The sequence below is a fragment of the Mesorhizobium alhagi CCNWXJ12-2 genome, assembly GCF_000236565.1.
Classification (GTDB): Bacteria; Pseudomonadota; Alphaproteobacteria; order Rhizobiales; family Rhizobiaceae; genus Allomesorhizobium; species Allomesorhizobium alhagi.
Genome location: NZ_AHAM01000152.1, coordinates 1 through 24,573 on the forward strand (window position 1 = coordinate 1; position 24,573 = coordinate 24,573).

General features: G+C 66.2%; 10 protein-coding genes. 6 read left to right on the forward strand and 4 right to left on the reverse strand.

The window, feature by feature from the left end:
* Nucleotides 1-42 precede the first annotated feature (42 nt).
* From MAXJ12_RS18170 to MAXJ12_RS18180, 3 genes are all read right to left on the reverse strand, one after another.
* Complete coding sequence (locus MAXJ12_RS18170; RefSeq protein ID WP_008837405.1) at nt 43-519, reverse strand: ProQ/FINO family protein; 477 nt, start codon at nt 517-519, stop codon at nt 43-45.
* Nucleotides 520-844: 325 nt separating this feature from the next.
* Complete coding sequence (locus MAXJ12_RS18175; protein ID WP_008837406.1) at nt 845-2,104, reverse strand: type II toxin-antitoxin system HipA family toxin; 1,260 nt, start codon at nt 2,102-2,104, stop codon at nt 845-847.
* A complete protein-coding gene (locus MAXJ12_RS18180; RefSeq protein ID WP_008837407.1) occupies nt 2,101-2,328 on the reverse strand; it encodes a helix-turn-helix domain-containing protein in 228 nt (75 codons plus the stop codon). Before MAXJ12_RS18180 ends, MAXJ12_RS18175 begins: the two co-directional genes overlap by 4 nt.
* A 649-nt stretch (nt 2,329-2,977) precedes the next feature.
* Between MAXJ12_RS18180 and MAXJ12_RS18185 the strand changes: the two genes are divergently transcribed.
* The 6 genes from MAXJ12_RS18185 (at nt 2,978) to MAXJ12_RS18210 (ending at nt 22,572) form a co-directional block, all read left to right on the forward strand.
* Entirely contained in the window at nt 2,978-10,108 is a 7,131-nt protein-coding gene (locus tag MAXJ12_RS18185) for a SpvB/TcaC N-terminal domain-containing protein (protein WP_008837408.1), read from the forward strand.
* Between the two features lie 53 nt (nt 10,109-10,161).
* Complete coding sequence (locus MAXJ12_RS18190; protein ID WP_008837409.1) at nt 10,162-18,492, forward strand: Tc toxin subunit A-related protein; 8,331 nt, start codon at nt 10,162-10,164, stop codon at nt 18,490-18,492.
* Between the two features lie 66 nt (nt 18,493-18,558).
* Entirely contained in the window at nt 18,559-19,401 is an 843-nt protein-coding gene (locus MAXJ12_RS18195) for a hypothetical protein (protein ID WP_008837410.1), read from the forward strand.
* Between the two features lie 94 nt (nt 19,402-19,495).
* The gene (locus MAXJ12_RS18200) at nt 19,496-20,899 is read left to right on the forward strand and encodes a hypothetical protein (RefSeq protein ID WP_008837411.1); all 1,404 of its coding nucleotides are present in this window, start codon (nt 19,496-19,498) and stop codon (nt 20,897-20,899) included.
* A gap of 70 nt (nt 20,900-20,969) precedes the next feature.
* A complete protein-coding gene (locus MAXJ12_RS18205) occupies nt 20,970-21,926 on the forward strand; it encodes a hypothetical protein (RefSeq protein WP_008837412.1) in 957 nt (318 codons plus the stop codon).
* A gap of 40 nt (nt 21,927-21,966) precedes the next feature.
* Nucleotides 21,967-22,572 (forward strand): hypothetical protein, encoded by a 606-nt coding sequence (locus MAXJ12_RS18210; RefSeq protein ID WP_008837413.1) that lies wholly within the window; start codon nt 21,967-21,969, stop codon nt 22,570-22,572.
* On the opposite strand, the gene MAXJ12_RS18215 is transcribed toward MAXJ12_RS18210, so the two are convergent.
* Nucleotides 22,486-24,399, reverse strand: coding sequence for a putative bifunctional diguanylate cyclase/phosphodiesterase (locus MAXJ12_RS18215; RefSeq protein WP_244421518.1), 1,914 nt, complete (start codon nt 24,397-24,399; stop codon nt 22,486-22,488). The genes MAXJ12_RS18210 and MAXJ12_RS18215 overlap by 87 nt on opposite strands.
* Nucleotides 24,400-24,573: the final 174 nt, after the last annotated feature.

Below are 24,573 nucleotides of genomic sequence, written 5' to 3' on the forward strand. Positions count from 1 at the left end.
TCAGGGTCTCGGTCGGCGCAAAGACCAATCGCTCAGCGGCGATCAAGCCAGCGGCTTTCGGAATGACCGGCGACGCTTCGTCGCAACGACTATGCCGCTCGGGCTGTCGGCCGTATTCTTCGCCTTGAACACCGTTTGCTTCGGTTTCGGTTTGGGTGACGCTTCAGGCTCTGCCCTTGGCTCCGGCGTTTGCTTGGTCTCCTGTTTGTCCTTGCGGGCGCACAGCAAAGCCTTGGCGGTCGCCGCGTCCGCATCCGAGACCTCGCCGGCCGGCTTGCCATAGAGATCGACCCGCGCGGCGCCGGCATCCAGTCTCGCCAAGTATTTGGCCATCCTGGTATAGGCGCGCAGGGCTCTCCTCAGTTCATCATCAGACAGTTCGCCGTCAAGCACGCGAATGTCATGATGGATGCCGATCTTGAGCGGCCTGGGCGCTTTCGGATTGAACGCCGCAGGCCACTTTGCCGATAGATGGCGGAAAAGCTGTGCGGGCGATTTCCCCCGGCTAGCGGTCGACATGATCAAGCCTCGCCCGATTTGTTTTCGTTCCCTTCGGACCCTTCGTAGCACGCATCTAAGCAATGATTACGGGCGTCCGAGGAAAATGGGCATTCGTCCCGCAGGGCAAAGCAGCGGGCTTGGCTCCTCCAGATCGAGTACCGGTGCCCGGAATTCGAGATACATGAGATGTCGACCCCCAACGGATGCAGGCCCCTCCACGCCAGCAGGATATGGGGATAGCGCAAGGTTTCTACGCCAAACATCGGTTAGCTGCACAAAAGCAGAACGCCGGGCGACATGGACAAGCAAATGATCGGCCACCTTACCTCCGGACCCTCAGGCGTCACCCACCTTCGGTCATCCGCAAAAGGTGCGTTGCCCGGGCCGCGATGACTGCGCGGACGGATTTTAGAATGGCGTGGTCCGCCCCTACATCCGCCAGTTGCGCGAGCAAAGCGTCGGCCTCATCTCCAAGGCGTCCGGCCATGGTTGCGATATCGCGGATGAGAAGGCGTTGCGCGCCCCGGGTTTCGGGAACGAGCGCCAGCCAGTGCTTCAGTTGGATCGTGTCGGGAACGGATCGTCCGCCGATCGCCATGGCAAGCTTCTTGGACAGCCGCGGATAGGCGGCTGTGCAAACCACGTCATAGAGTGGGGCGAGATCCGGCGTATCGCCGTCATAGAGCAGGGCGTAATTCTTTCCGTGCGCATCGGCATTGCCGACGAGATAATGAAAGATCAGCATCCGGATGAACCGCAACCGGTCGGCCGCCGGTCGTGCGGCGGCCCGATCGATCAGGTCCAGCGAGCGCTCGGTACCGGGACCGCCCTCTTCCTCATATTTGAGTTCGGGTGGAACGCTGAGCGCCTGGCAGAAATCCTCCTGATGCAATCGCTCGATATGTGCGTGGCCAGTCCGCGCACGGTCATAGCGCTGGATCAGAAGAAACGCGGTGTGGCCGGCGCGGCGCATCTCGACCTGCGGAACCGGCAGTTGGAGACGGTCTGCCAAACGCAGACAGAAGAGCTCATTCTCGACGGTTCCTTCCAGCGCCTGGATGACCGGCTTCAGAATATGGGTGGTCGGACGGCCGCCCCTGGCCAGGCCGATCGTCTCGCCTTCGACGATCACCGCGAGCTTGTCCTGGGCGCCGGCCAGCGAGAGGCGAACCCCCTCCTCTCCTCCGAGCAGAGGCCGCTCGCGCAGCTTGCCGATGATTTCCTCGAGTCGCTCTGCGGTGAGAGCCTCGACACCGTCATCGTCGGACGGAGCCGGCGCTTCGCCAGCTGGATACAACGACAACGCGCCCGCGCATTCGCCGCCGATCACCTCGAGCAGGCCGAATGCATTGCCGGCCGAAAGGCCGAGCGCTCCGGCAAGACGCTGCCGCGCGCCCTCGTCCGGAAGCAGGCCCGAGAAGAACGGACGTGCGACCCGGTCGGCATAGGGTTCTTCCCGCAGCGGCATCGAGAAGGAGATGGCGCGGGGCTGCTGCCCGGCGAGATAGTCGGCGTCATAGGCGTAGCCCAGCGCGCCGTCCTCGTCCTGGCTGAGAATGCCGGCCCTGGTCTCCCTGAAATATACGTCCAGTAGATGGGTCATGACCCGCTATCCCGTCGGCTGCCGACCGACAGGAAGAGGCCGAGGGCGCTGGCCACCTGGAGCGCACGGCCAAGTTGGCAGCTCTCCTTCCCGGCTTCCAGTTCACGCACGAAACGCACACCGACGCCGGTAAGGCCGGCGAGCTGCTCCTGTGTGAGGCCCTGCGATCTGCGTTCCTGCCGGATCCGAAGGCCGAGGGTTTTGCTGTCGGTTATCGTTTGCATATTCATCCCTATCGGGACGAATCTATCATTCAAAGTGGCCTTTGGAAAGAAAAAGAACCGCTCGGGACGATTTCATGAGGAAAACGCAGAATAGCTTAGAATCAACCCGCTCGGGATGAATTAACTCAACCTGATCGAAAACTAAAGAGAAAGGGTCGCGCAGCGTCGCTGAACATCGAACTCGGATCGCCATCCTACACACAGTTACCCCTTGCATTGGTGCCTCCGCAACCGACAACCCGTGCCCGAGCGGGGCGGTCTGATCTTGCTGCCGAAATCAGCGAGTGTCTCGATGCGAGAAGTTGAAATTTCGATAGAGCCGCTGATTAAGAGACGGATGACGTGCCAAGAAAATCAATGTCCCTTTCCACAAATTTTCATCGTCGTCGGTTTCCGTTCACACGCGTAGCAACGCACGCGGCGTATCGTGTGTTGCCCGTTGTGTGTCGCGCGCTGATGAAGAAAGACGTGATGCGACGGTGTCATCCCAACCACGCGGGACAGTCATCCAGCTGTAATCAATAATCGTTAAAGTTGCGTCTGCGCTACATGCAAGTTGACAGCGCATTTACCTGGTGTCACAATCGGGAGTAGTAACATTCTGATCTAGCTCGCCAGAACGTTCTTAGTTCCATCGCAGGTTATTCCCATGAATCCCAGCACGCCCGCCGACGCATCGGCGGCGAACGGCACCGCTTTGCCGCAGATTGCGATCGATCAGCCGGCGCTGCCGAGCGGCGAGGGTTCGATCGCGGGATTGCAGGCGATGTTCGGCGCCGACAACTTCACGGGCACACTGACCGGATCGATCGTACTCGCGCTGCCGGCGGCGCGCGGGCTCGAGCCTGCGATCGCGCTGAGATACAACGCCGCCGGCGGCAATGGACCCTACGGCCTCGGCTTCGATCTCGAGCTGCCGAAGATCTCGATCCGAGCACAAACCGTTCCGCGCTATGACGGCCACGACACTTACACCTTTTCGGGCCGGATTCTCGAGCCTGATCGCAGTGCGGCCGCCCTGCGGCGCAGCGACAACGGTGTCGACTACGACGTCAGCCACTTTCGCCCCGTCATCGAAACCGATTTTGCGATCGTGGAGCGGTGGACGCGCAGCAGCGACGGCGACGTGCACTGGCGCGTCACCGAGCGTGATGCCAAGGTTTCACAGTTCGGCACCAGCCCCGACAGCCGGATCAGCGATCCCGCCGATCCGCGGCGCGTGTTCTCCTGGCTGCCGGCGACCATCGCCGACGCCAAGGGCAACCGTATCCTGTTCGAATACCGCGCGGAAGACGACACCGGCATTCCGCCCGCGCCGGAGAATACCGGCCGCGACTATCGCGCCAATCGCTATCTCAGCACGGTCCGCTACGGCAACTTTCAGGCGGCCGACGGCACCACCGCCTGGATGTTCTCGGTGCTGTTCGACTATGGCGACTATGACCTGAGCCCGGCCAACAAGGACCCGGCGAAACCGGTGCGGCCGTGGGCGGTGCGGTCCGATCCGTTCTCGACCTACCGGCCGGGGTTCGAGCTGCGCACCTGGCGGCGCTGCAACGGCATCCTGGTCACACACTATTTCCCCGCCGAGCTTGGCGCCGATCCAGTGCTGACCCGCAGCCTCATGTTCGCGTTCGATCCGAACGCGCCGCTGAGCCGGATCGTTGCCGCTACCGAAACCGGCTGGCGCGGCTACGGCACGGGCGACGCGACGACGCTGAGCAAGCCGCCGCTCACCCTCACCTGGACCGAGGCGCCGGCGGGACCGCGCGCGTTCGCGCCGATCGACATCGCGTCCAGCGGCCAGTTTGGCCCGCAGATCGACGACGACCCGCCGAAGCTCGTCGATCTCGACGGCGAGGGACTGCCGGGCCTTCTGGTGTCGACGCCGAGCGAGCTCTTGTACTGGCGCAACGCAGGCGGCGGCCGCTTCACCGGACCGACCGCGCCGCGCGGCCTGCCCAATCTGCGCGACGTCGGCGCGGAAGGCATCCGCCTCAGCAGCATCGACCGCTTCGCCCGCCTCGACGTGGTGGTCGAAGCGCCCGGCATGGCCGGCTATTTCGGCAACCGCGGCGCTGCCGGCTATGCGCCGTTCGAGCCGTTCGAAAGCTTCGCGCTGCAGGCGCTTGATCCCAGGAGCGAGCGCATCGACCTGACCGGCAACGGGCTGAGCGACGTGCTGAACGTCGCGACCGAAGCGGTGAGCTGGAGCCTGTCGCACGGCGCGCTCGGCTACGGCCCGACGCGGATCGCCGGCAATCCGCTGCGCATTCCCAGGCCCGGGACCGCCTCGCCGGTGCGGGTGGTGCAGAGCGCCGACATGTTCGGCGACGGCCTGCAGCACCTGGTCGAGATCGGCACCGGCCGCGTCCGGGTCTGGCCCAATCTCGGCTACGGCCGCTTCGCCGCACCGGTCGAGATCGCCAATCCGCCGAGCTTCCCCGACGGCGTCCCGGCGGACCGGGTCCACCTCGTCGACACCGACGGCAGCGGCACCGCGGACATCGTGGTGGTCGAGGACAGCTGCCTCGTCATCTATCCGAACACCGCCGGCAACAGCTTCGGGCCGCCGAGCGTCGTCACGCTGCCCGCGCCGTACGAGACCATCGACGCGATCACCTTCGGCGACGTGCTGGGGCGCGGCACCACAGCTGCGATTGTCAGTCTGGCGATCGGCACGCAGCGCCACTTCTATTTCGATTTCACCGACGGGCGGCGTCTGTCCCTGATCGCCAGCATCGACGACGGCCGCGGCGCAATCACCCGCGTGGCGTGGCAGCCGTCGACCGCGTTCCAGCTTGCTGACGCGCGCGCTGGGCAGCCGTGGATCACCACGCTGCCGTTCCCGGTGCAGGTGGTCGAGACCATCCGGCGCGAGGACCGCATCTCGGGCGGAACGACGACCTCGCGGTTTGCCTACCGCGATCCGCACTACGATCCGGTGCTGTTCGCCTTCCGCGGCTTCGCCGGCGTCGAAACCTGGGACGCGGAGGTGTTCGCGCCAACGCCGGCGACGGCGCACACCGCCGATACGGCGGCGATCCCGACCCATCGCAAGCACTGGTTCATCAACGGCGCCTACGAGGAGTTGCCGCTCCTGGAGGCGAGCTGGCGCGCGGCGTTCTACCACGGCGCGCAGCCCGGCCTTGCGCTGCCGGTCGCGGTGCTGCAGCTCGGCCAGAGCGGCGCGGGCGGCCGCGTGCAGCGGCAGGCGTGGTCGGCGCTCGCGGGCGCGCGGGTGCGCACCGAAACCTACGGCCTCGACGGCACCGCGGCTGCCGCCGTGCCCTACACCGTCGAGCAGGCCGCCTCCACAGTGACGCTGCTGCAGGTCCCGGACGACAACGGCTTCGGCGTGTTCTTCGTCGCCGAGAACCAGAGTGCGGAGACCACCTACGAGCGTGTGCCCGACGACCCGCGCACCACACAGGCCTTCACGCTGACCCGCACGCCCCATGGGCTGCCGCTGATCGCGGCGAGCCTCGCCTATCCGCGCCGCGCGTCTGTGACCATCACGCCGCTGCCGCAGCAATTGATCCTGCGCGCAAGCACGAGCGTCACCGCTTACGCCACGCCCGTCGACGGCAGCGCCATCGAGGGCCTGCCGGCGCAGGAGACGAGCTACGAGCTTGCGGGCCTCACGCCCGACGCCAATGGCTTCTTCACCGCCGATGGGCTGCGCGCGCAGATCGACACCGCGCTCGCCGCGCCGCTGCTGCCCGAGCAGCCGTTCTCGGGGACCGCACCGCAGGCGCGCTACCAGACCATCGCCCGCGTGCGCTATCTCGGCACCGACGGACAGCCGCTGCCGCTCGGCGAGGTGACCTCGCCTGCGCTCGCCTGGCGCACCACCACCGCCCTCTTCACGCCGGGGATGATCACCGCTGACTTCGGCATCCGCCTGACCGATGCGATGATCACGGGCTGCGGCTACGAGAAGGACGGCAGCTTCTGGTGGCAGCCGTCGAACGCGGCGAGCTACGCGCCGGCCGCCAAGTTCCACGTGCTGGTGCAGTCACAGGATCCGTTCGGTAACCGCACGACGGCGACCTACGACAGCTACAGCCTGATGCTGGTCGGCCTGACCGACGCGCTCGGCGGGACGCTGCGCACCACGCCAGACTACCAGGCGCTGGCGCCCGCCGCCATCGTCAGCATCAACAACGTCACCCAGCAGGCGCTCTACGATCCGCTCGGCGAGCTGATGGTCACCTCCGTGTTCGGCACCATCAACGGCCAGCGCCAGGGCGACGGCGACCTCGCAAGTTACGTGGTGCGTGTGTCGCCGTCGCTCGCCGACGTGATCACCAATGCCGAGCTCTACCTGCAGGACGCCACCGAATATTTCTATCGCGACCCGCACGGCTATGCGGCGACGCGCGGCCCGTCGGCGAGCGCGCATCTGGCGCGGCAGACCCATTTGAGCGACGCCGACCAAACCCTGCCGATGACCAAGACGGTGGTCTATTTCGACGGCGAGCGGCGCACGCTGCAGACCAAGTCGCTGGTCGAGGGCGCGGCCGTCGGCAATGCCGCCGACGGCTGGGTAGCCAGCGGCCGCACGGTCTACGACACCAAGGGCCAGCCGGTCCGCGCCTACCTGCCGACGCTCACCGACACCTTCGCCTGGACCGCCGATCCCGGGCTGTTGTTCGACACCACCTATTACGACGCGCTGGGGCGCGAGATCTCCACGCTCAGCGCCAAGGGCTTCATCACCCGCACCGATTACGCCGCCTGGTCGGAGACGTCGTCCGACGCCGACGACACGGTGAAGACCTCGCCCTACTACATCGCTAATATCGGTAACCGCGATCCGGACTTCGCGCTAGAGCGCGAGGCGTTGGTGAAAGCCGCAGTGTTCGAGAACACGCCGCAGACCGACCAGTTCGACCCGCGGCGCATCACCATCCAGACCGACCAGCGGCTGGTCTCCTCGGTCGACTCGACCATGCAGGTGCTCTCGACCGTGCTCACCGTCGACGGCCAGGGCCGCGTGGTGGCGACCGCCGACCCGCGCTTCTCCGCATGGAATGGGGGCCACACCGACAAGCGCTTCAACGTGACCACCACCTACGACATGGGCGAGACGGCGCTGCTGCTGACGAGCTGCGACGCCGGCACCACGCGGCAGCTCGCCACGGCCGACGGCCAGCCGGCCTTTCAATGGACCGCCGCCGACGTGCTGATCACCCGCAGCTACGACGCGCTGCGCCGCCCCTCGAGCGTGCGCGTCGACGGCGATGGGCTCGCCCAGATCGTGGAGGCGTTCAGCTACGGCACCAACGCGGCGAGCAATCTCAACGGCCGGCTGATCGAGCACAAGGACCAGGCCGGCATCCTGGCGTTCTCGGCCTACGACATCGACGGCGTGGCAACCGCGACGAGCCGGCAGGTGCTCAGCGATGCCGGTGCCACGGTCAACTGGAATCCCGGCGTGTCGCCGCCGCTCGATCCGCCGATCGCGATCACCAGCACCTACGCCATCGACGCCCGGATCCTGAGCGAGACCGGTCCCGACGGATCGCTCGCCCGCTTCGGCTACTACCGCACCGGCTGGGCGGCCGGGCAGAGCTTCACGCCGCAGCGCGGCACCACGGTCGATGTTGTCAGCGCCGCGACCTACAACGCGCGCGGCCAGCGCCTTTCGGCGACGTTCGGCAACGGCACCGTGAGCGCCTGGGGCTACGAGGACAGCACCGGGCGGGTGATCGCGGTGACGACGACCCGTACCTCCGACAGCCAGCGCCTGCAGGATATCGCCTATGTCTACGATCCCGTTGGCAACATCACTGAGATCGTCGACAACTCAGTCAACGATATCGTCACCGGCCACGACCTGGTCGATCCGGGCTGCGCCTTTACCAACGACTCCCTCTACCGGCTGATCGAGAGCACCGGCCGGCAGTCGCCGGCGATCGGTCCCGGCACCTATCACACCGGCTTCATGGGAACGGCGTTCGTGCCGGTGCAGGGAAGCCATCCCAACGACACCGCGCAGCTGATCCGCTACCGCGAGACCTACACCTACGACCACTCCAACAATCCGCTCACGCTGCAACACTTGTCCGACGGCAACGTCGCCGACTTCAGCCGCACCTATCTGGTGTCGCAGACCTCGAACCACTCCGTCGAGGCCACGCCGTCCGCGCCAGTCTCCCCGGACGACGACTACGATGCGGCCGGCAACATGGTCGCGCTGCCCTTCGTCCGCGCGCTGAGCTGGAGCTACCGCAACACGCTGAGCAGCGCCGTCGTTATCGCGCGCAGCGGTGGCGCCGACGACCAGCAGCTCTATCTCTACGACGCCGACGGCAACCGGGTGGAGAAGGTCACCGACCGCCTGGTCAATGCCACGACCGGCACCATCGACCGGAGCCGCTCGATCACCTTCGGCCACTATCGCATCGACCAGCGCGAGACCGTCGACACAGATGACAACGTCACCGTGGTCGAGCGCTCGCTGATGGTCAGCCTGGCGTTCGGCGGCGACCTGCAGCTCACGGTGCGCAGCTTCGACCAGTCGGTTGATCCGCACAGTCCCGCGCCGCAATGGCGCTACCAGTATTCCACCAACCTCACCTCGATCGATCTCGAGCTCGACCAGAGCGGCCAGGTGACGAGCTATGAGGAGTATTTCGCCTTCGGCGGCAGCGCCTTCATCGCCGGGCCTGACCAGGTCGCAGTGAGCGGCAAGATCTTCCGCTACTGCGGCAAGGAATGCGACAACCTCACCAGCCTCTATTACTACGGCGCGCGCTACTACGCCTCATGGCTTGGCCGCTGGATCAGCGCCGATCCGCTGGGGACCGCCGACGGCCTCAACCTCTACTGCTATGCCGGCGACAATCCGGTGTCCTACGCCGATCCGGACGGCACCACCAAGAAGCCGGTCGATCAGGGCGGCAGCGGCAGTAGGGGCAACAGCGCCCCGCAGCCGAACCACGGTTCGCTGGGGGTGAACCCGGTCATCGACTACATCCGCAACAATCCCGGCAAGACATGGTTCGCAGGCTCGGCCATCGGCACCGGCGTCGTCTGGAATCTGCTGGGGCTGCAGTTCGCCACCCATGTGACCGCGCCGATCAACTACCGGAAGATCCTGAAAGAGGGATTGCGTCCGTTCACAGGCATCGGCCTCACGCCGCCCAGCAAGGGCGGCCCGATCGCGGGAGCGGCCAAATCCTTCCCCGACGCCGCCACACTCAATTCGATCGGGCGGGTCTTCTACGCAAAGATCCTCGGCACGCTCGTCTATTCCAACCAGGTCAAGATCAAGCTGGATGCGGCCAAGAAGGGGCTCGATCCGGGCCAGGTGATCAAGCAGACCAAGGGGGTCACGGCCTATCTGCACCACCTGAATCCGTCCGTCAGCCTCAAGAACGCGATCCTGTTCCTGCTGCCGCCCCAGATCACCGCAAAGTTTGAACGGGACACGGACTCCGTCCTGAAGATCCTCGACAACAAGAAGACCGGTGTGACCTTGTGGTCGCATCCCTACAGCCAGCAGGGCTTCAGCACCAGGATGCCGAACACGTTCATTTTCCCCGGGTGGCGCAGCGTGCCGGGCTTCGCCGGTATCGATCCGCGCTACATCGTCGGCAGTCCGTCCTTCAACCTGTCCGGCATCCTCAAGGAAGCGCTCGCGAGCTTTCCCGAGCAGTTCGGCAAGGCTGGGGTGACCAGCACGCTGAAGATCAACATCGTGGCGGCATCAATCTTCGTCGCTCTGGGATCGAGCATCAAATTCTTCTCCGACACGACCAAGAAAGCATAACGCAGCACGACGCCGCACAAGCGGAGCCGCACACCGAACCTGAGGGACGTATCATGGCTTTGGACCAGCCCTTCGCGATCAACCATCCCGATCTCGCCGACGTCGCCGCAAGCCGCCCGAATTTCGACATCCTCACCGCGGAGCTGATGAAGCCCGACACCGTCGCCACGCTGATCCCGCCGGGACCGAATCAGGAGCGCAGGCTGACACGGCTGCGCGCCTATCAGCGGCTGGCGCGGCTCGGCAGCGACGCCGCGCTCGCCGACCGCCTGATCGCGGCCGGCTATCATGGCGCGCTCAGCATCGCCGCGACTACCGAGGACGTGTTCGTCGAGGATGCCGCCGCGGTCGGTGAGTCCGCCCAGACGCTGCGCGAGCTGCACAGGCGCGCGCGGCTGACCCGCGCGCGGGTCCATCACCTGTGGGCCAACATCAACGACACCGGCGGCGCGCACTGGCGCTCGACCGGGCTGACCGCGGCCGACGGCGCGATGGCCGGCGTCGTCGCCGACCTGCCCGACTACGAGACCTTGTTCGGCACCGTGAACTACTGCGCCTGCGAGCACTGCCGCTCGATCTTCGGACCGGCCGCCTATTTCACCGACCTGATGCGCGTCACCGCCACCTACATCACCGACCGCAACCCGAGAGCGCCGACGACGCTGAAGAACCGGCGCGGCGACCTGTTCACGCTGCCGCTGACCTGCGAGGCCACCAACAATCCGGTGCCGTTCCTCGACCTTGCTAACGACGTGCTGACCCACGTCGTGACCGGCGGTAGCGGCGACGCCTCCTACATGGCGGCGACCTCGGTCGAGGCCACGACGCTGCCCGCGAACCTGCCGCTCGACACCGTGCGGGTGGCGCTCGACAACATGTCGTCGAGCCTCACCGCGCTCTACGCCACGCTGGTCGACCATCCCGCCGGCACCAACGACGAGCTGCCGCAGCCTGCCGACGTGATCCGCGAGACCGCGGGGCTGTCGGTCGAGCAGCTCGTGGTGTCGCAGACGCCGACGCCGGACGCGGCCAAGCTCGCGCTGTATTTCTCCCGGCCGAGCCTAGCGCTGCCGGCGGCGCTGCCCGGAACCTATTCCGCCGCCGCCAGCAGCACCACGGTCACCGCCTCGAGCGGCGACTTCGAGACCGCGCTTTCGGTCGGCGACACCTTCCACGTCGGCGGCGTGATGCGGATCGTGGCGGCGATCTCCTCGAGCGACAACACCTTCACCGTCGACGTGGCCTACGTGACCGCCTTCTCGGGCAGCGCCGCGAGCGTGCTGCCGGCGGCGTCGCTGGTCGGCTTCGACGTGTTCTCGATGAGCACCGGCCTCGACTATCCGGCGATCCTGGGCCTGCTGCGCCAGAACGCCGACGACACCGAACTCGAGGCCAACATCCCCTCGTTCTACGTCATCAACGGCGGCGCCTCCGGCAACCTGTGGGCCAATCTGGTCGCCAACGAGACCGATCCGGCGGCGCTGATCCAGTATGTCGGCAAGGAGAGCTGGAACGGGACGGTGCGCACTGTCAGCGACGTGACGCTCGCCGACCTCGACCGCATCAACCGTTTCCTGCGCCTCGCCGGCTGGGTCGGCTGGTCCGCCCAGGACCTCGACATCGCGGTGCGCTCGACGGGCAAGGCGGATCTCGCCGACAGCGCCACCACCAAAGCGATCGCCACCATCAAGGGCATCGTGCAAAGGTTCGGCCTCGCCGTCGACCAGGCGGCGGCACTGTGGTCGGATATGAACACCTACGGCCGCGGCGCCGGCGCGCAGCCCGCCGACCTGTTCGACCGCATCTATAACCGCCCGCAGCTGCGCCATGGCACCGGCCCCTACCGGCCGACCTATGCCGCAAACCCGCTGTTCACGACGGAGCCGATCGACTGGCCGATCGCCTCCACCGACGAGGACTCCGCCACCACGCGCGCCTGGCTCACCGCAAGCCTCGGGCTCAGCGATGACGAACTGACGCTGGCCGCCAGCATCGTCGGGTCCGGCAAGACCACGCTGACGCTGACGGTTGACATGCTGTCGGCGCTTTACCGGATGAAGACGCTGGCGAAGGCGCTCGGCCTCAGCATGGCCAACCTGGTGCGGCTGATGACGCTCGCCGGCATCGACAAGGCGACCTGGAGCATCGACGACGTCATCAAGCTGCTGGCGCTGCAGGGCTGGGTCGAGACCTCGAGCTTCCAGCTCGCCGACCTAATCTACCTCACCCGCACCACCGCGATCGAGCCCGGCTACCAGCCGCCGATCCCCGCGACCGCGATCCTGCCGTTCCTCTCGGCGCTGTGGGTGCGCGCGGTGCCCTGGCTCGTGACCGCGGCGACGCTGCGCAACGACACCCAGACCCAGCAGGACGCCGAACAGTTGTTCAAGTTACTGGTGGCGAAGAAGTTTCTCGATGCCTCCGGCATCGTGCTGCTGACGATCGCGCAGTTCGAGGCCGCGGCGGCCACGCACAAGGTGGCGCCGGCCGACTTCGTGACGCCCAACCTGATCACCGCCAATGAGGCGCAGCAGGCGTTCGACCGGCTGGCGGCGGCCGGCGTGATCACCTCCGCCGGCGTGCTGTGCTTCCCGGTCGACGACAACACCGACCTCGCCTTCCTGTTCGGCGCCACGGCGCAGAGCGAGAGCCAGATCGCCTGGGTGCGCCGGGTGCTGGAGACCGCCTCCGCGCTGACCGGCTTCGACCTGATCTCGCCGGTACTGCCGGTAACGGTGGCCGACCTCACCGTCGGCCCGATCGACGCGACGGAGGCCGCGGCCGCGATCACGGCGCTGCAGGAGCACAAGGTGCTCGACGCGAAGCAGGCCCTGATCGCGCCGTTCGCGCAGACCACCAACCTCAGCTACCTGTTCGACGGCGACCCTGCCATGATCGAGACCGCGCGCTCGGTGCTGAAGGAGCGCAACGATGTCATCGTGTTCACCGCGGGCGCGATCTTCGAGGGACTGAATGCCCAGACCTTCGGCACCTACGCCGCGCTCGGCGAGCTCGGCGGCCTGCCGGTCACCACCATCGGCGTGATCGCGCCGGTGATGGCGCAGAAGTGCCAGCTTGGCCCGGTGGTCTCGACGCTGCTGACGCAGGTGGCACCGGGCACGCCGCTCGGCGAACACACCGTCCTGTTCTTCGCGCTGTTCAGCCGCACCGCGCTGGTGTTGCGCCGGCTGAAGCTCGAGCCCGCCGACATCAACGCGGCGGTCTCGACGCCCAAGGTATTCGACTTCAGCGACCTGTTCGACTTGAGCCTCGCGGTGCTGCGCGGGCTGAGCACCTATGCCGCGCTGTCGCTCGCCTTCAACCTTCAGCCCGGTGTGCTCGCCAAGGCGCTGGCGTTTCCGGATGCGGGCTTCAAGGGTCTCGCCGACATCACCGGCTGGGACCGCAGCCAGATCCAGGAACTCGCCAGCGCGTTCTGGCCGCCGGACGGCACCGGCTGGAACACCATAGCCGGGCTGAAGCGCATGCAGGTGGTGTTCAACCTCGCCGGCCAGATCCAGCTCAACATCGGCTCGATGCTCACGCTCGGCGGCCTCGCGCCGCTACCATGCCTGCCGCTGCCGACCATCACCAGCGGCGCGACGCCCGGCCAGGTTCCGGAGCAGTGGGCGACCTACACCTCGACCGCGCAAATAGTCTTCAACACGCTCGGCGCCTACTACGACGCCCAGGGCGAGGCGATCCCCTCCAAGGTGATCGGCACCCTCGGCGAGCACCGGCGCGACGCCTATGTGCCGATCGCGCTGCACACGGTGCAGATCGACTGCCCGTGGGTCGTCACCGTACGCGGCCTCTCCGAATATCTGCTGCTCGACCTCGAGATGTCGGGCTGCGACACCACCTCGCTGATCGCGCAGGGGATCGCGTCGGTGCAGACCTACATGCAGCGCTGCCGCCTGCAGCTCGAGCCCGACGTGGCGCGGGTGGCGATCCCCGACGTGTGGTGGGAGTGGCTGTCGTCCTATCGCATCTGGGAAGCCAACCGGAAAATCTTCCTCTATCCGGAAAACTACCTCGACCCGACACTGCGCAAGACCAAGACGCCGCTGTTCGAGGAGTACGAGGGCAAGGTCGGCGGCAATGAGGTCAACGAGGCCAACATCGACAAGGCCTACACCGACTTCATGAACAGCTTCGCCCAGCAGGCGGCGATCCGGATCGTCGACACGGTGCGCGCCACAGCGCCCGATCCCGCGACCGGCGCGCCGGCCGATACGCTGTTCGTGGTCGGGCGCGCGCCGTCCGACCCCTACGACTTCTATGTCCGCAGCCTGATCTCGGGCATCGCCTGGACGCCGTGGGAGAAGGTCGACGTCAAGATCCCGACCGACCGGGTGACGCCGGTCTACACGCTCGGACGGCTGCTGCTGTTCTGGGCCAAGACCGAGCCGATCCAGGAAAGCAACATTTCCGGCAGCACCAGCGACGTCAAGCAGACCAACACCACCACCTGGCGCGCCGCGATCCAGTACATCGTGCTGCAGTTCGGGCGCACCTGGTCACCGCCGCAGACGCTGGTGGAGCGCGACGTCTACGCCTTCGAGGGCTACACCGCGTCGCCCGCCTACGCTCCGATGGGGATCGACTACACCACGATCGATCCGCAGACGTCGTACTGGACGATGCCCTACCTGATCAACGTGCCCGCCGCCGATCCCACCCAGGAGCGGCTGTTGGTGATGCTCGGCCGCTCGTGGGAGCAGGCCAACCAGATAAAGGTGGAGGATCCGCCGAAGACCCCGTTCGGCCCGCTGAACGAGCTGCTGTGGAAGGTGCACGACGCCGCCGCGATGGCGGTAAGCGGCATCCAGACCGGATTCGTCGGCGCGGTGCCGCTGCTCAAGGGCCATGCGATCGATCCCAACCTGATCGCGACCGAGGGCCAGGTGATCATGAACACACCGCAGGGCTCCGGCCTGATCTACCCGGTGTACGGATCGGCCTACGACCTTGGCGGCGGGCGCGCCTTCGGCCTCTATCTCGGCACCAACCTGTTCATCGCCGACGCGCAGGCGGGTACGCTGCTCACCGCGAGCACAGACAAGGCGCTCGATCCCTGGTACCAGGCCGGCCCGCAACCTTTGCTCTACAACCTCGCGCCGAAGGTCGCCGTGGTGCGTCCGGTGCGCAACCAGATCGGCTGGATGCTGTTCGACAATGGCGACGAGGCGTTCCTCGCCCGCGCCCAGATCGGCGACCTGAAGAAGGTCTCCGACGTCGTCTCCTACAACCCGTTCACGCTGACCGGCCCGACCGACATCGTGCTGTTCAACGACAAGTACACGGCGACCTCGCCTGACATCACGACGCTGAAGGTCGCGTTCTATCGCCTCACCACCGGCGCGATCGAGCGCGTGCGACGCATCCTGTGGGGCGGCGGCGTCTCGCGCATGCTCGCGATCAGCGTGCAGATGGATTCGGGACCGGCGGGGCTGAACTTCAGCCGCTTCTACGCCGCAGGCAAGGCGCCGACGCCCGGCGCCTGCGACGCCGATACCGCGCCGACGCCGCCGGCAAACGTCATCCCGCCCCTGCAGCTGTGCGGCGGCCAGATCGACTTCGGCAATCGCAAGGAGCCCTCGTCCTACGGCCTCTACTGGCGCGAGCTCTACCTGCAGATGCCGTTCTTCAACGCGGTGCAGCTCAACCGCAATCAGCAGTTCGCCGCGGCCAAGAGCTGGTACGAGTACCTGTTCAACCCGACCTCGCAGGAGGTCACCACGCCGGTGCAGGACCGCTTCTGGCAATTCCTCCCGTTCCGCGGCCAGAGCGCCGAGAGCCTGACCGACATCCTCACCGACAACGAGGCCATCAAGTACTGGAACGATCACCCGTTCGACCCGTTCGCGATCGCCGACCTGCGCGCCTGCGCCTATCAGAAGGCGATCGTAATGCGCTACATCGACAACCTGATCGACTGGGGCGACCAGTGCTTCGGGCAGGACACGCGGGAATCGATCAACCAGGCCTCGCTGCTCTACTTCCTCGCCGCCGACCTGCTCGGCCCGCGGCCGCAGAGCCGCGGCGACTGCGACCAGCAGCCGCCGATGACGTTCCAGGATATTCTGAACATATATCCCAAGCCGTCCGACATCCCGCAGTTCCTGATCAACCTCGAGCAGGTGCTGCCGCCCGTACAGCCGGTCGCCGTCGACACCGGCATCAACGCGCTGCCCTACAACGACATCAACGCCTACTTTTGCGTGCCGGAGAATCCGGATCTCGTCGCCTACTGGGACCGCGTCGAGGACCGACTGTTCAAGATAAGGCACTGCATGAACATGAGCGGCGTGGTGCGCAGCCTCGCGCTGTTCGCGCCGCCGATCGACCCGAACCAGCTGCTCGCCGCCGGCAGCCTCACCGACATCCTCAAGACGCTCGACGCCACCATCCCGAACTACCGGTTCTGGACCATGCTGGAGCGCGCCCGCGGCCTCACCGCGACGCTGATCAGCTTCGGCCAAGCGCTGCTGCAGGCGCTGGAGCGCAAGGACGCCGAGGACCTCGCCGCGCTGCAGAACGCGCAGGAGCGCCAGCTCCTGAAGATGACCACGACGCTACGCCAGCTCGCAGTGCAGGAGGCCGACCAGAACGTCGCCGCGATCCAGGTTCAGCTCGACAGCGCCCAGGCGCGCAAGACCTACTATGACGACCTGATCCAGAACGGCCTGCTCTACCGCGAGCAGATCGGCATCATCTACACCATGCTCGGCGGGGTGATGACCTCCATCGGCGGCGCCTTCCACACCAGCGCCGGCATCGCCCACCTGATCCCCAACGGCGGCGCGCCCACCGCAATGACCTACGGCGGCCGCGAGATCGGCGCGAGCCTCACCGGCTTCGGCGCGTTCTTCGACACCATCGCGGCGCAGTTCAACAGGGGGGCGAGCCTCGCCAACACGCTCGCCTCCTACGAGCGGCGCGAGTCCGACTGGACGTTCCAGTCGAGCCTCGCCGAGTACGACATCAAGCAGCTCACCGCCCAGATGGCGGCGGCGAACCTGCGGGTGCAGATGGCGCAGCGCGACCTCGAGATCACCCAGCTGCAGATCGCCCAGGCGGACGCGATGCGCGATTTCGCCACCTCGAAGTTCACAAACGCCGAGCTCTACAACTGGCTCGCCGGCCAGATGTCGACACTGTTCTTCCAGGCCTACCGCATCGCCTACGACCTCGGCACCGCGGCGCAGAAGGCGCTACAGTTCGAGCTCGACACCAGCGACACCTTCCTGACCTACGGCTACTGGAACAGCCGGCGCAAGGGCCTCAGCTCGGGCGAGAGCCTGATGCTCGGCCTCGGCCAGATGGAGACCGCCTATCTCAGCCGCAACTCGCGGCGGCTGCGGATCCAGCGCAGCATCTCGCTAATGCAGCTCGATCCGCTGGCCTTGATGCGGCTGCGCGAAACCGGCACCTGCACCTTCGAGCTGCCGGCGATCCTGTTCGACCGCGACTTCCCCGGTCACTACGCCCGCAAGATCGAGAGCCTCACCGTCACCGTCCCGGCGGTCACCGGCCCCTATGGCAGCATCAACGGTGTGCTGCAGCAGACCGCGAACTACATCACGCTGACCTCTGCACCCGACACCGAACTGTTCCTGCTCGGCAAGGACGGCGCGGCGCCGCCGGACGGCACCGAGCTGCGGCTGAACTGGCGCGCTAACCAGGCGATCGCGATCTCGACCGGCGTCGATGACGGCGGCGTGCCCGCCGAGACCGATGACCGCTACGTGCCGTTCGAGGGCACCGGCGCCATCTCGCAGTGGCAGCTCGACCTGCCGCTCGCCACCAACCGCATCGACATCGGCACCATTCCCGACGTCATCCTGTCGCTCAGCTACACGGCGCGCGACGGCGGGCCGGGGCTGCGCACCGCCGTCGCCAACGAGCTGAAGGCGCGCGGCTATGACGGCGCAGTGCTGGTGTTCCTCGCCAACCAGTATGCCGACAGCTGGTTCGCCTTCATGAACCCAGCGCCGGGCGCCACCACGCAGACCATGAGCTATCCGGTCCGCCGACCGCAATTCCCGGGCAACATGACCGGCCTCGGCCTGACGACGGTCTATCTCACGCTGGCGCTGGCGCCGGGCGTGAGCTTCAGCGGGAGCCTGACGCTCACCGTCACCATCCCCGGCGTCACCACCCAGCAGACCGTCTCGTTCACGGAGACCATGCTCACCACGCTGATCAAGCTCGACAATCCCGACACCGACTTCATGACCGGCAACTGGCAGATCACCACCACGATCGCCTCGATCCCGAGCGGCCTGCAAATTCCCGGCGGCGGCGCGCTCGATCCGGCCAAGCTCATCAACATCGGCCAGATCATGGTGTTCAGCGCCACCGTCGACTGGCCCTCATGACGCGCGCGGCGCGTGGCCGGCGCCCCCATCGTTTCCTCGTGTGACAGAACGTTTCGGAGCAGGACTATGGCAGACAACAAATTTCCCAACTGCACCCAGGCGGTCTGCAGCCAGGTCCAGAACGAGATCAACGAGATCTGCAAGGATCCGTCGTTTCCGCCCGGCACGCCGATCGTGGTCTCCAACGCGACGACCGGCGGCTACTGCTACTGTTATTGCGGCGGCCAGCCCGAGCTCTTGAGCCCGACGGCGGCCGCGCCAGCCGACGGGCCGCCGATCATCGAGCCCTGCGGCATCGCCATCTGCAACTACGATCCGCAGATCCTCAAGGCCTGCGCCCATGCGGCGCCGGGAACGCCGGTGCTGCGCACCGGACACGATCACCAGCAGTGCAAGTGTTACTGCTGGGACGGCGAGCTCGCGCCCTACCAGGTGCGCGACGGCAACGGCCAGTATGTGGAGCTCGACGCGCTTCCGGTCGGCGGCTTCGTGATGGCGGCGGGGCTCGCCCTCGCGTGGTACAAGGTGCTGGTCCGCCAGGCGTCGCGCCCGGCGCAGAACGTGCCGCAGCCGGCGGTGGAGATCGTCATCGGCGATGTCACGATGGTGGTGCCGCCGTCGCACCTGTTCGTGACCTTCGAGAAGAAGCTGATCACCGCCGCGCAGCTCGATCCGCGCATCGTGCTGATGGGCACCGACAAGAAGCCGATTGCGGTCGATCAGGTGACGCCGGGCGACCAGAGCTACGCCTTCCAGCTCATCGAGACCTCGCACGACGTCCCGCCGGCCGACCTGTCCTATCACCTGCTCGACACGCACGGCATCGTCACCTGCGACAATGCCGTGCGCCAGGCCTACCTCGACCAGCGCCTGCCGGCGTCGCTGCTCGCCTTCCCTTACACGAAATAACCGGGCGCGCCCGCGCGCTCGGACCACCATCACCCGTCCAACACACCAACGACCGGTTCGCATGAGCCGGCAAACCCGAGAGAGGACCTTCGCCATGCTTGGAACCGCCGCCTCCGAAATCCCTCCGTGCGCGGGCACGCACTGCAGCTCGCCGGACGTGCAGAAGCACGTCAACGACGTGTGCAAGCAGAACGGCTGGCCGGTGGGCGCCCACGTGCTGGTGCAGGGGCCGACCGGCTGGTGCTACTGCACGTGCTCATGCCTGGCCCGCGGATCGCTGGTGCAGGCCACCGCGAACCAGCAGAGACAGATCCAGGACTTCAAGGTGAAAGACCCGGTCTACGCCGCGGACCTGTCCTTCAAGTGGACCGAGCTGAACGTGGGCGACACGGTCAGCACCCAGGAGATCGGCCAGCCCAACACTGTGTTCGTCTCCTATGAGGGTGGCGCGCTCACCGTGACCGCCGACCACCTGTTCCTGGTCGGCGGCGGGAAGTTCCTGACGGCTGAGAAGCTGACGACGAACGATACCCTCACAAGCCCGACCGGCGCCTCGGTCAAGATCCTCACTGTGCGCCAGGGCGATTTCTTCGGCCAGTTCCATAACCTGAGCACCAACGCGACCACCGACCCGAGCAAGGATCCGAACCAGCACATGATCAACACAGCCGGCGTGATCTCGGGCGACTTCGCGCTGCAGACGCATTACATCGGTGGCACGCTGGCGCCCGACCTGCTGCACCACGAGCAGCACACGCGGCCGTCGGTCGGCTCCTACGCCTATCACACCCAGTTTCCGTATGCCGAACCGACGCCGCAGGCGATCGCGGCGGCGCAGGCGATCGGCATCACGCTGCAGACCACCGGCGAAACCGCGGCCGGCATCTTCATCGACCGCAAGGAGCACGACGATGACGAGGCCGACGCCTCGCTGTACCAGGTCACCGGCTTCGTGCCGCTGCACGCGGTCGGCGTGCTCGAGCGCATGCCGGCATATCCGTTCAGCGACGGCCAGCGCCACGCGCTCGGCGACTATCTGTGCGCGCTGTTCGGCGCGTTCTATCCGCAGATCGACTTCCGACTGTCGTGGTACCGTAGGAACGTCAACGTCTATGCGTTCGCAAGCGACAACCAGCGGCCGCGGGTGATCGTGTCCGGCGGCTTCCTCCGCAACAAGGCGCTCGACGTCTCCTCGGTGTCGCTCGCCATGGCGTTCGCGGTGGCGAACATCCAGGCCGACCCGGCGAACCGCGTTGACATCGGCGCCACCGATTACAACGCCGCCGGCGCGGTGATGCGCAAGATCTGGTGGGACATGGACTACATCACGCGGATGGAGGCGGCGCTGAAGGAGCTGACGGTGCTGTTCACCTACATCCCGATCGAGTTCGGCTTCAATAAGACGCCGGTGTATCCGTCCGGACAGTGCCGGCTCGACACCTACCAGGCGGCGATGGCCGCGATGAACATCCCCGACTGCGCCACCGACCTCGGCTGAGCGAATCGCCCCGGCGGGCCGGCCGCGCGGCCGGGCCGCCCCGTTCCGACACCCACAGGAGTTCACAGCGATGGATGACCTGAAGCCCTGCCCGCCCGACGTCTGCAATACCGGAAGCAGCTACTGGGCGCTCACCCAGATGTGCGGCCAGGACAAGATCTGGAAGGGATCGCCGAAGAACCCCGATCGCCACGTCATGATGGTGCTGGAAGACGCGAGCTTCTGCTACTGCAGCTGCACGACCGATCCCTACTGCTACAACAAGAACTGCATCCCCAACATGGTCGAGGTGATGCACCAGTGCACCATCATGCAGAAGGGCTACCAGTCCTTCGTGGTAATGCCGGCGTTCGCCGGGCAGGACCCGCCGGACTGCCAGTGCCCGTGCCCGCATGTCGCCTGCTCGTTCTGCGACGATCCGGTCGTCAAGGAGTACGTGGCGGAGAGCTGCAAGACCTCCTACTGGTGGCCGGGCTACCCGATGGTGATGTCCGCTGGCGGCGGCCAGTTCTGCACCTGTCTCTGCCCGGCCTCGACCGCCAAGGTGCTCGCGGTCGCCGTTCCCGGCCACGACACCCGGCCAATGGAGCAAATCGCCGTCAACGAGCTGGTGATGGCCGCCGGCCTTGATCTCGTGTGGGCGCCGCACCGGGTGCGTGCGCGCACGGAATCGCAGACCGTGATCCCGATCCCCGCCGTCACCGTCCGCCACGGCGACAACGGCATTACCCTCGCCGCGGACCAGCTGGTGGTGGCGGCCGACGGCAAGCTGCGCCCGGCGCACGACCTCAAGGTCGGCGAGACGCTGCGCCACGCCGACGGCGGCGTGATCGTGCTCGACGAGGTCTCCCCGTTCAGCCACGACAAGGTGGCGCCGCCATTCCTGGCGCTGCACCTGACGCCACCGGACGCGACGCTGGCGGGCCGCCTGCTTAACATCAACGGCTTCATCGTCTCCGATTATTCGCTGCAGCTGTTCGCCACCTTGGGGCAGGTCGACGGCACCCTGATCCGGAGGAGCGTCTAGCCCCAAAGCCCGTGCAAGCAAACCGACAAGGAGACTGATCATGACCAGCCTGCAACCGTCCGCAACGACCCCGACACCGCCCGCCGCGCCGCACGTGATAGGCGACTATCTCGTCAGCGACATCGCGGAGGCGCAACGGCGGCTCAGCGCGCTGCTCGGCAGTGAGGAGCCGGTGTCCGCCGACGTGCTGCACGCCGCAGTTGAGGACCCGCTCTATGCCATGCACCTGATGGCGAGCCGCTCCTCGCCGGAGCTGCTTGCGATCCTGCTGCAGCGACCGCCGCGCCGCGAGGAGGACCCGCTGAAGCAGGCGCTGCCCGAGACGCCTGCTGACCAGTCCAAGGCCGCACTGCTTAGCCGTTTCGCTCGCTCGATGTTTGAGTGGTCGAAGACCGACTTCGAGCTCGCGTCGCCGGAACAGCACGAAGCCCGACTCGCCGCCTGCCGCGCCTGCCCCAACCTGCGGGCACCGACCGGTTCGCTGTTCCAGCGCATCGCCGCAAGCGCCGGTCTCGACGGCCACACCTGCAGCCTGTGCGGCTGCGCGGTCGCCGCGAAATCACGCATCGCCCGCGAAATGTGCCCCGGCGCCGATCCGAACCGGCCCGGCTTCAACCGCTGGGGTCAGGAGTTCGGCAAGCGCTGATCGGTGGGCCGAGCGACGGCAATGCGAACAAACCGTCTTGCAAGTGCGTTCGCGGGTCCTTTTTGCGGCGATGATCAGCGCTGCAGGCTGGCAGCGAAGAATAAGAGCCATGTCCTGGCGAAGACCGCCTATGTCACGCCAGGCACCATCCTCGACCAGCCCTGCTACGACGCGCATATCAGGGGTCAGGGCAAGGGTTTTGTTGCAACGGCTGAATGGACGCCTGAATGTAACGCGGTATCGATGGGCCGAGCGCGGCCGGGCCGGCCGAACCGAGCTGCTGCAATGCGCCGCGATCTCGGCATAGGAGCGGTTGACCTGCGGAACACTGCACCATCTCCGAACGCTCGCGAGTATCATCACGAACGTGCGATCCGCTTGCGCACTAGGCCGCGCTGTTCTTGACCACGCGCAGTTCGTGGTTGCCCAGCCGTCGGGAGCGGCCGTCCTGCCCTTGCCGCTCGTAAGCTGAGCGAAGTCGGAAATCGGGCAGGGTCGGCCAAGAAGGTAACCCTGCATTGCATCGCAGGCTTCTTGCCGGAGGAAGGTCAGTTCCGCGTCCGTTTCGACCCCCTCTGCCAGGACCGGGAGCTTGAGACCCCGAGCGAGCCCGAAGACCGCGCGCATCACGGCGGCCGCCTCATCGCTGGTATCCACCGCCCGGACAAGAGACTGGTCGACTTTGATTTTGTCAAACGGGAAGGCCCGCAGATTCGAAAGGGACGAGTAACCGGTGCCGAAATCATCCATAGCGATTTGAACCCCAAGGCTTTTGAGCTGACGCAGGGCGGCGAGCGCGCGTGCAATATCCTTGATCAGGCAAGTTTCCGTGATCTCCAGCTCGAGGCGGGACGCATCGAGACCGGTTTCTGTCAGCACTGCCCCGACCAGTTCGGGCAAGTTCCCTCCATGGAGTTGCATGGCCGAGACGTTGACGCTGATTGCGAGCGGTTGTTGCCAGTTTGCCGCTTCGGCGCAGGCGGTCCGCAGCACCCATTCCCCGATCTTCAAAATGGCCCCACATTCCTCCGCGATCGGAATGAACACCCCCGGCGGAACGGCGCCTCGTTCTGGGTGATCCCACCGAAGCAACGCTTCGAAACCGAAGACCTCGTTCGAGAGGAGTTCCGCCTGTGGTTGATATACAAGGCGGAGTTCCCCACGCGAGATCGCATGACGGATGTCGTGCTCAAACTGGCGACGGTCGCGCAGATGCTCACCCATGGACGGCTCGAAAACGCAGTAGAGGCCGCGCCCCTGCATCTTGGCCTCATAAAGCGCGGCGTCGGCATGGCTCAGAAGCGTCTCCCGATCGAGTGCATCGTTCGGGAATAGAGCAATGCCTATGCTAGTGCCGACGGTGACGCCGGCTGGCAGATTTGCCCCTGTGTCGTTGAATGCGTCCAAGATGGCTTCAGCGATGCGCGTCGCATAGCCGGCGCTCGGCAGACCGGGAACAATCACAGCGAACTCATCGCCGCCCAAACGCGCGACCATCTGCCCTGGCTTGAGGACGCCCCTGATCTTCTCGGCCACACACTGAAGCACGGCGTCTCCGACGAGATGGCCGAAGAGGTCGTTGATCTCCTTGAAGCGGTCGAGATCGAGGAAGAGGACGGCAAGGCACCGGTCGGCGCCACGATGTATCGTGAACTCAGCCTCCAGCTTCTCGTTGAAGCTCGTGCGGTTTGGAAGCTTGGTCAAAGGGTCGTGGTGGGCAAGGAAGTGGATTTCCTCCTCCGCGCGCTTGCGCCCGCGGATATCGCGCACGGCAAGAACCTGGTGCTGCTTGCCGGCATAGAGGATGCTGTGCCGGATCAGCTCCACCGGGACCGTGCTGCCGTCCGTCGCGCATAGCCCCACCTCCAGCGGCGTCTGCTCGGTGCCCGTGAGTTCGCCGTGAGAAACCGTGGGAAAGAAGGACGCGAGCGGCCGGCCGACCGGCTGAGAGCCATCGGCGCAGCCAAGCGCAGCGAAGCTGCGATTGGCTGGCACGATTTC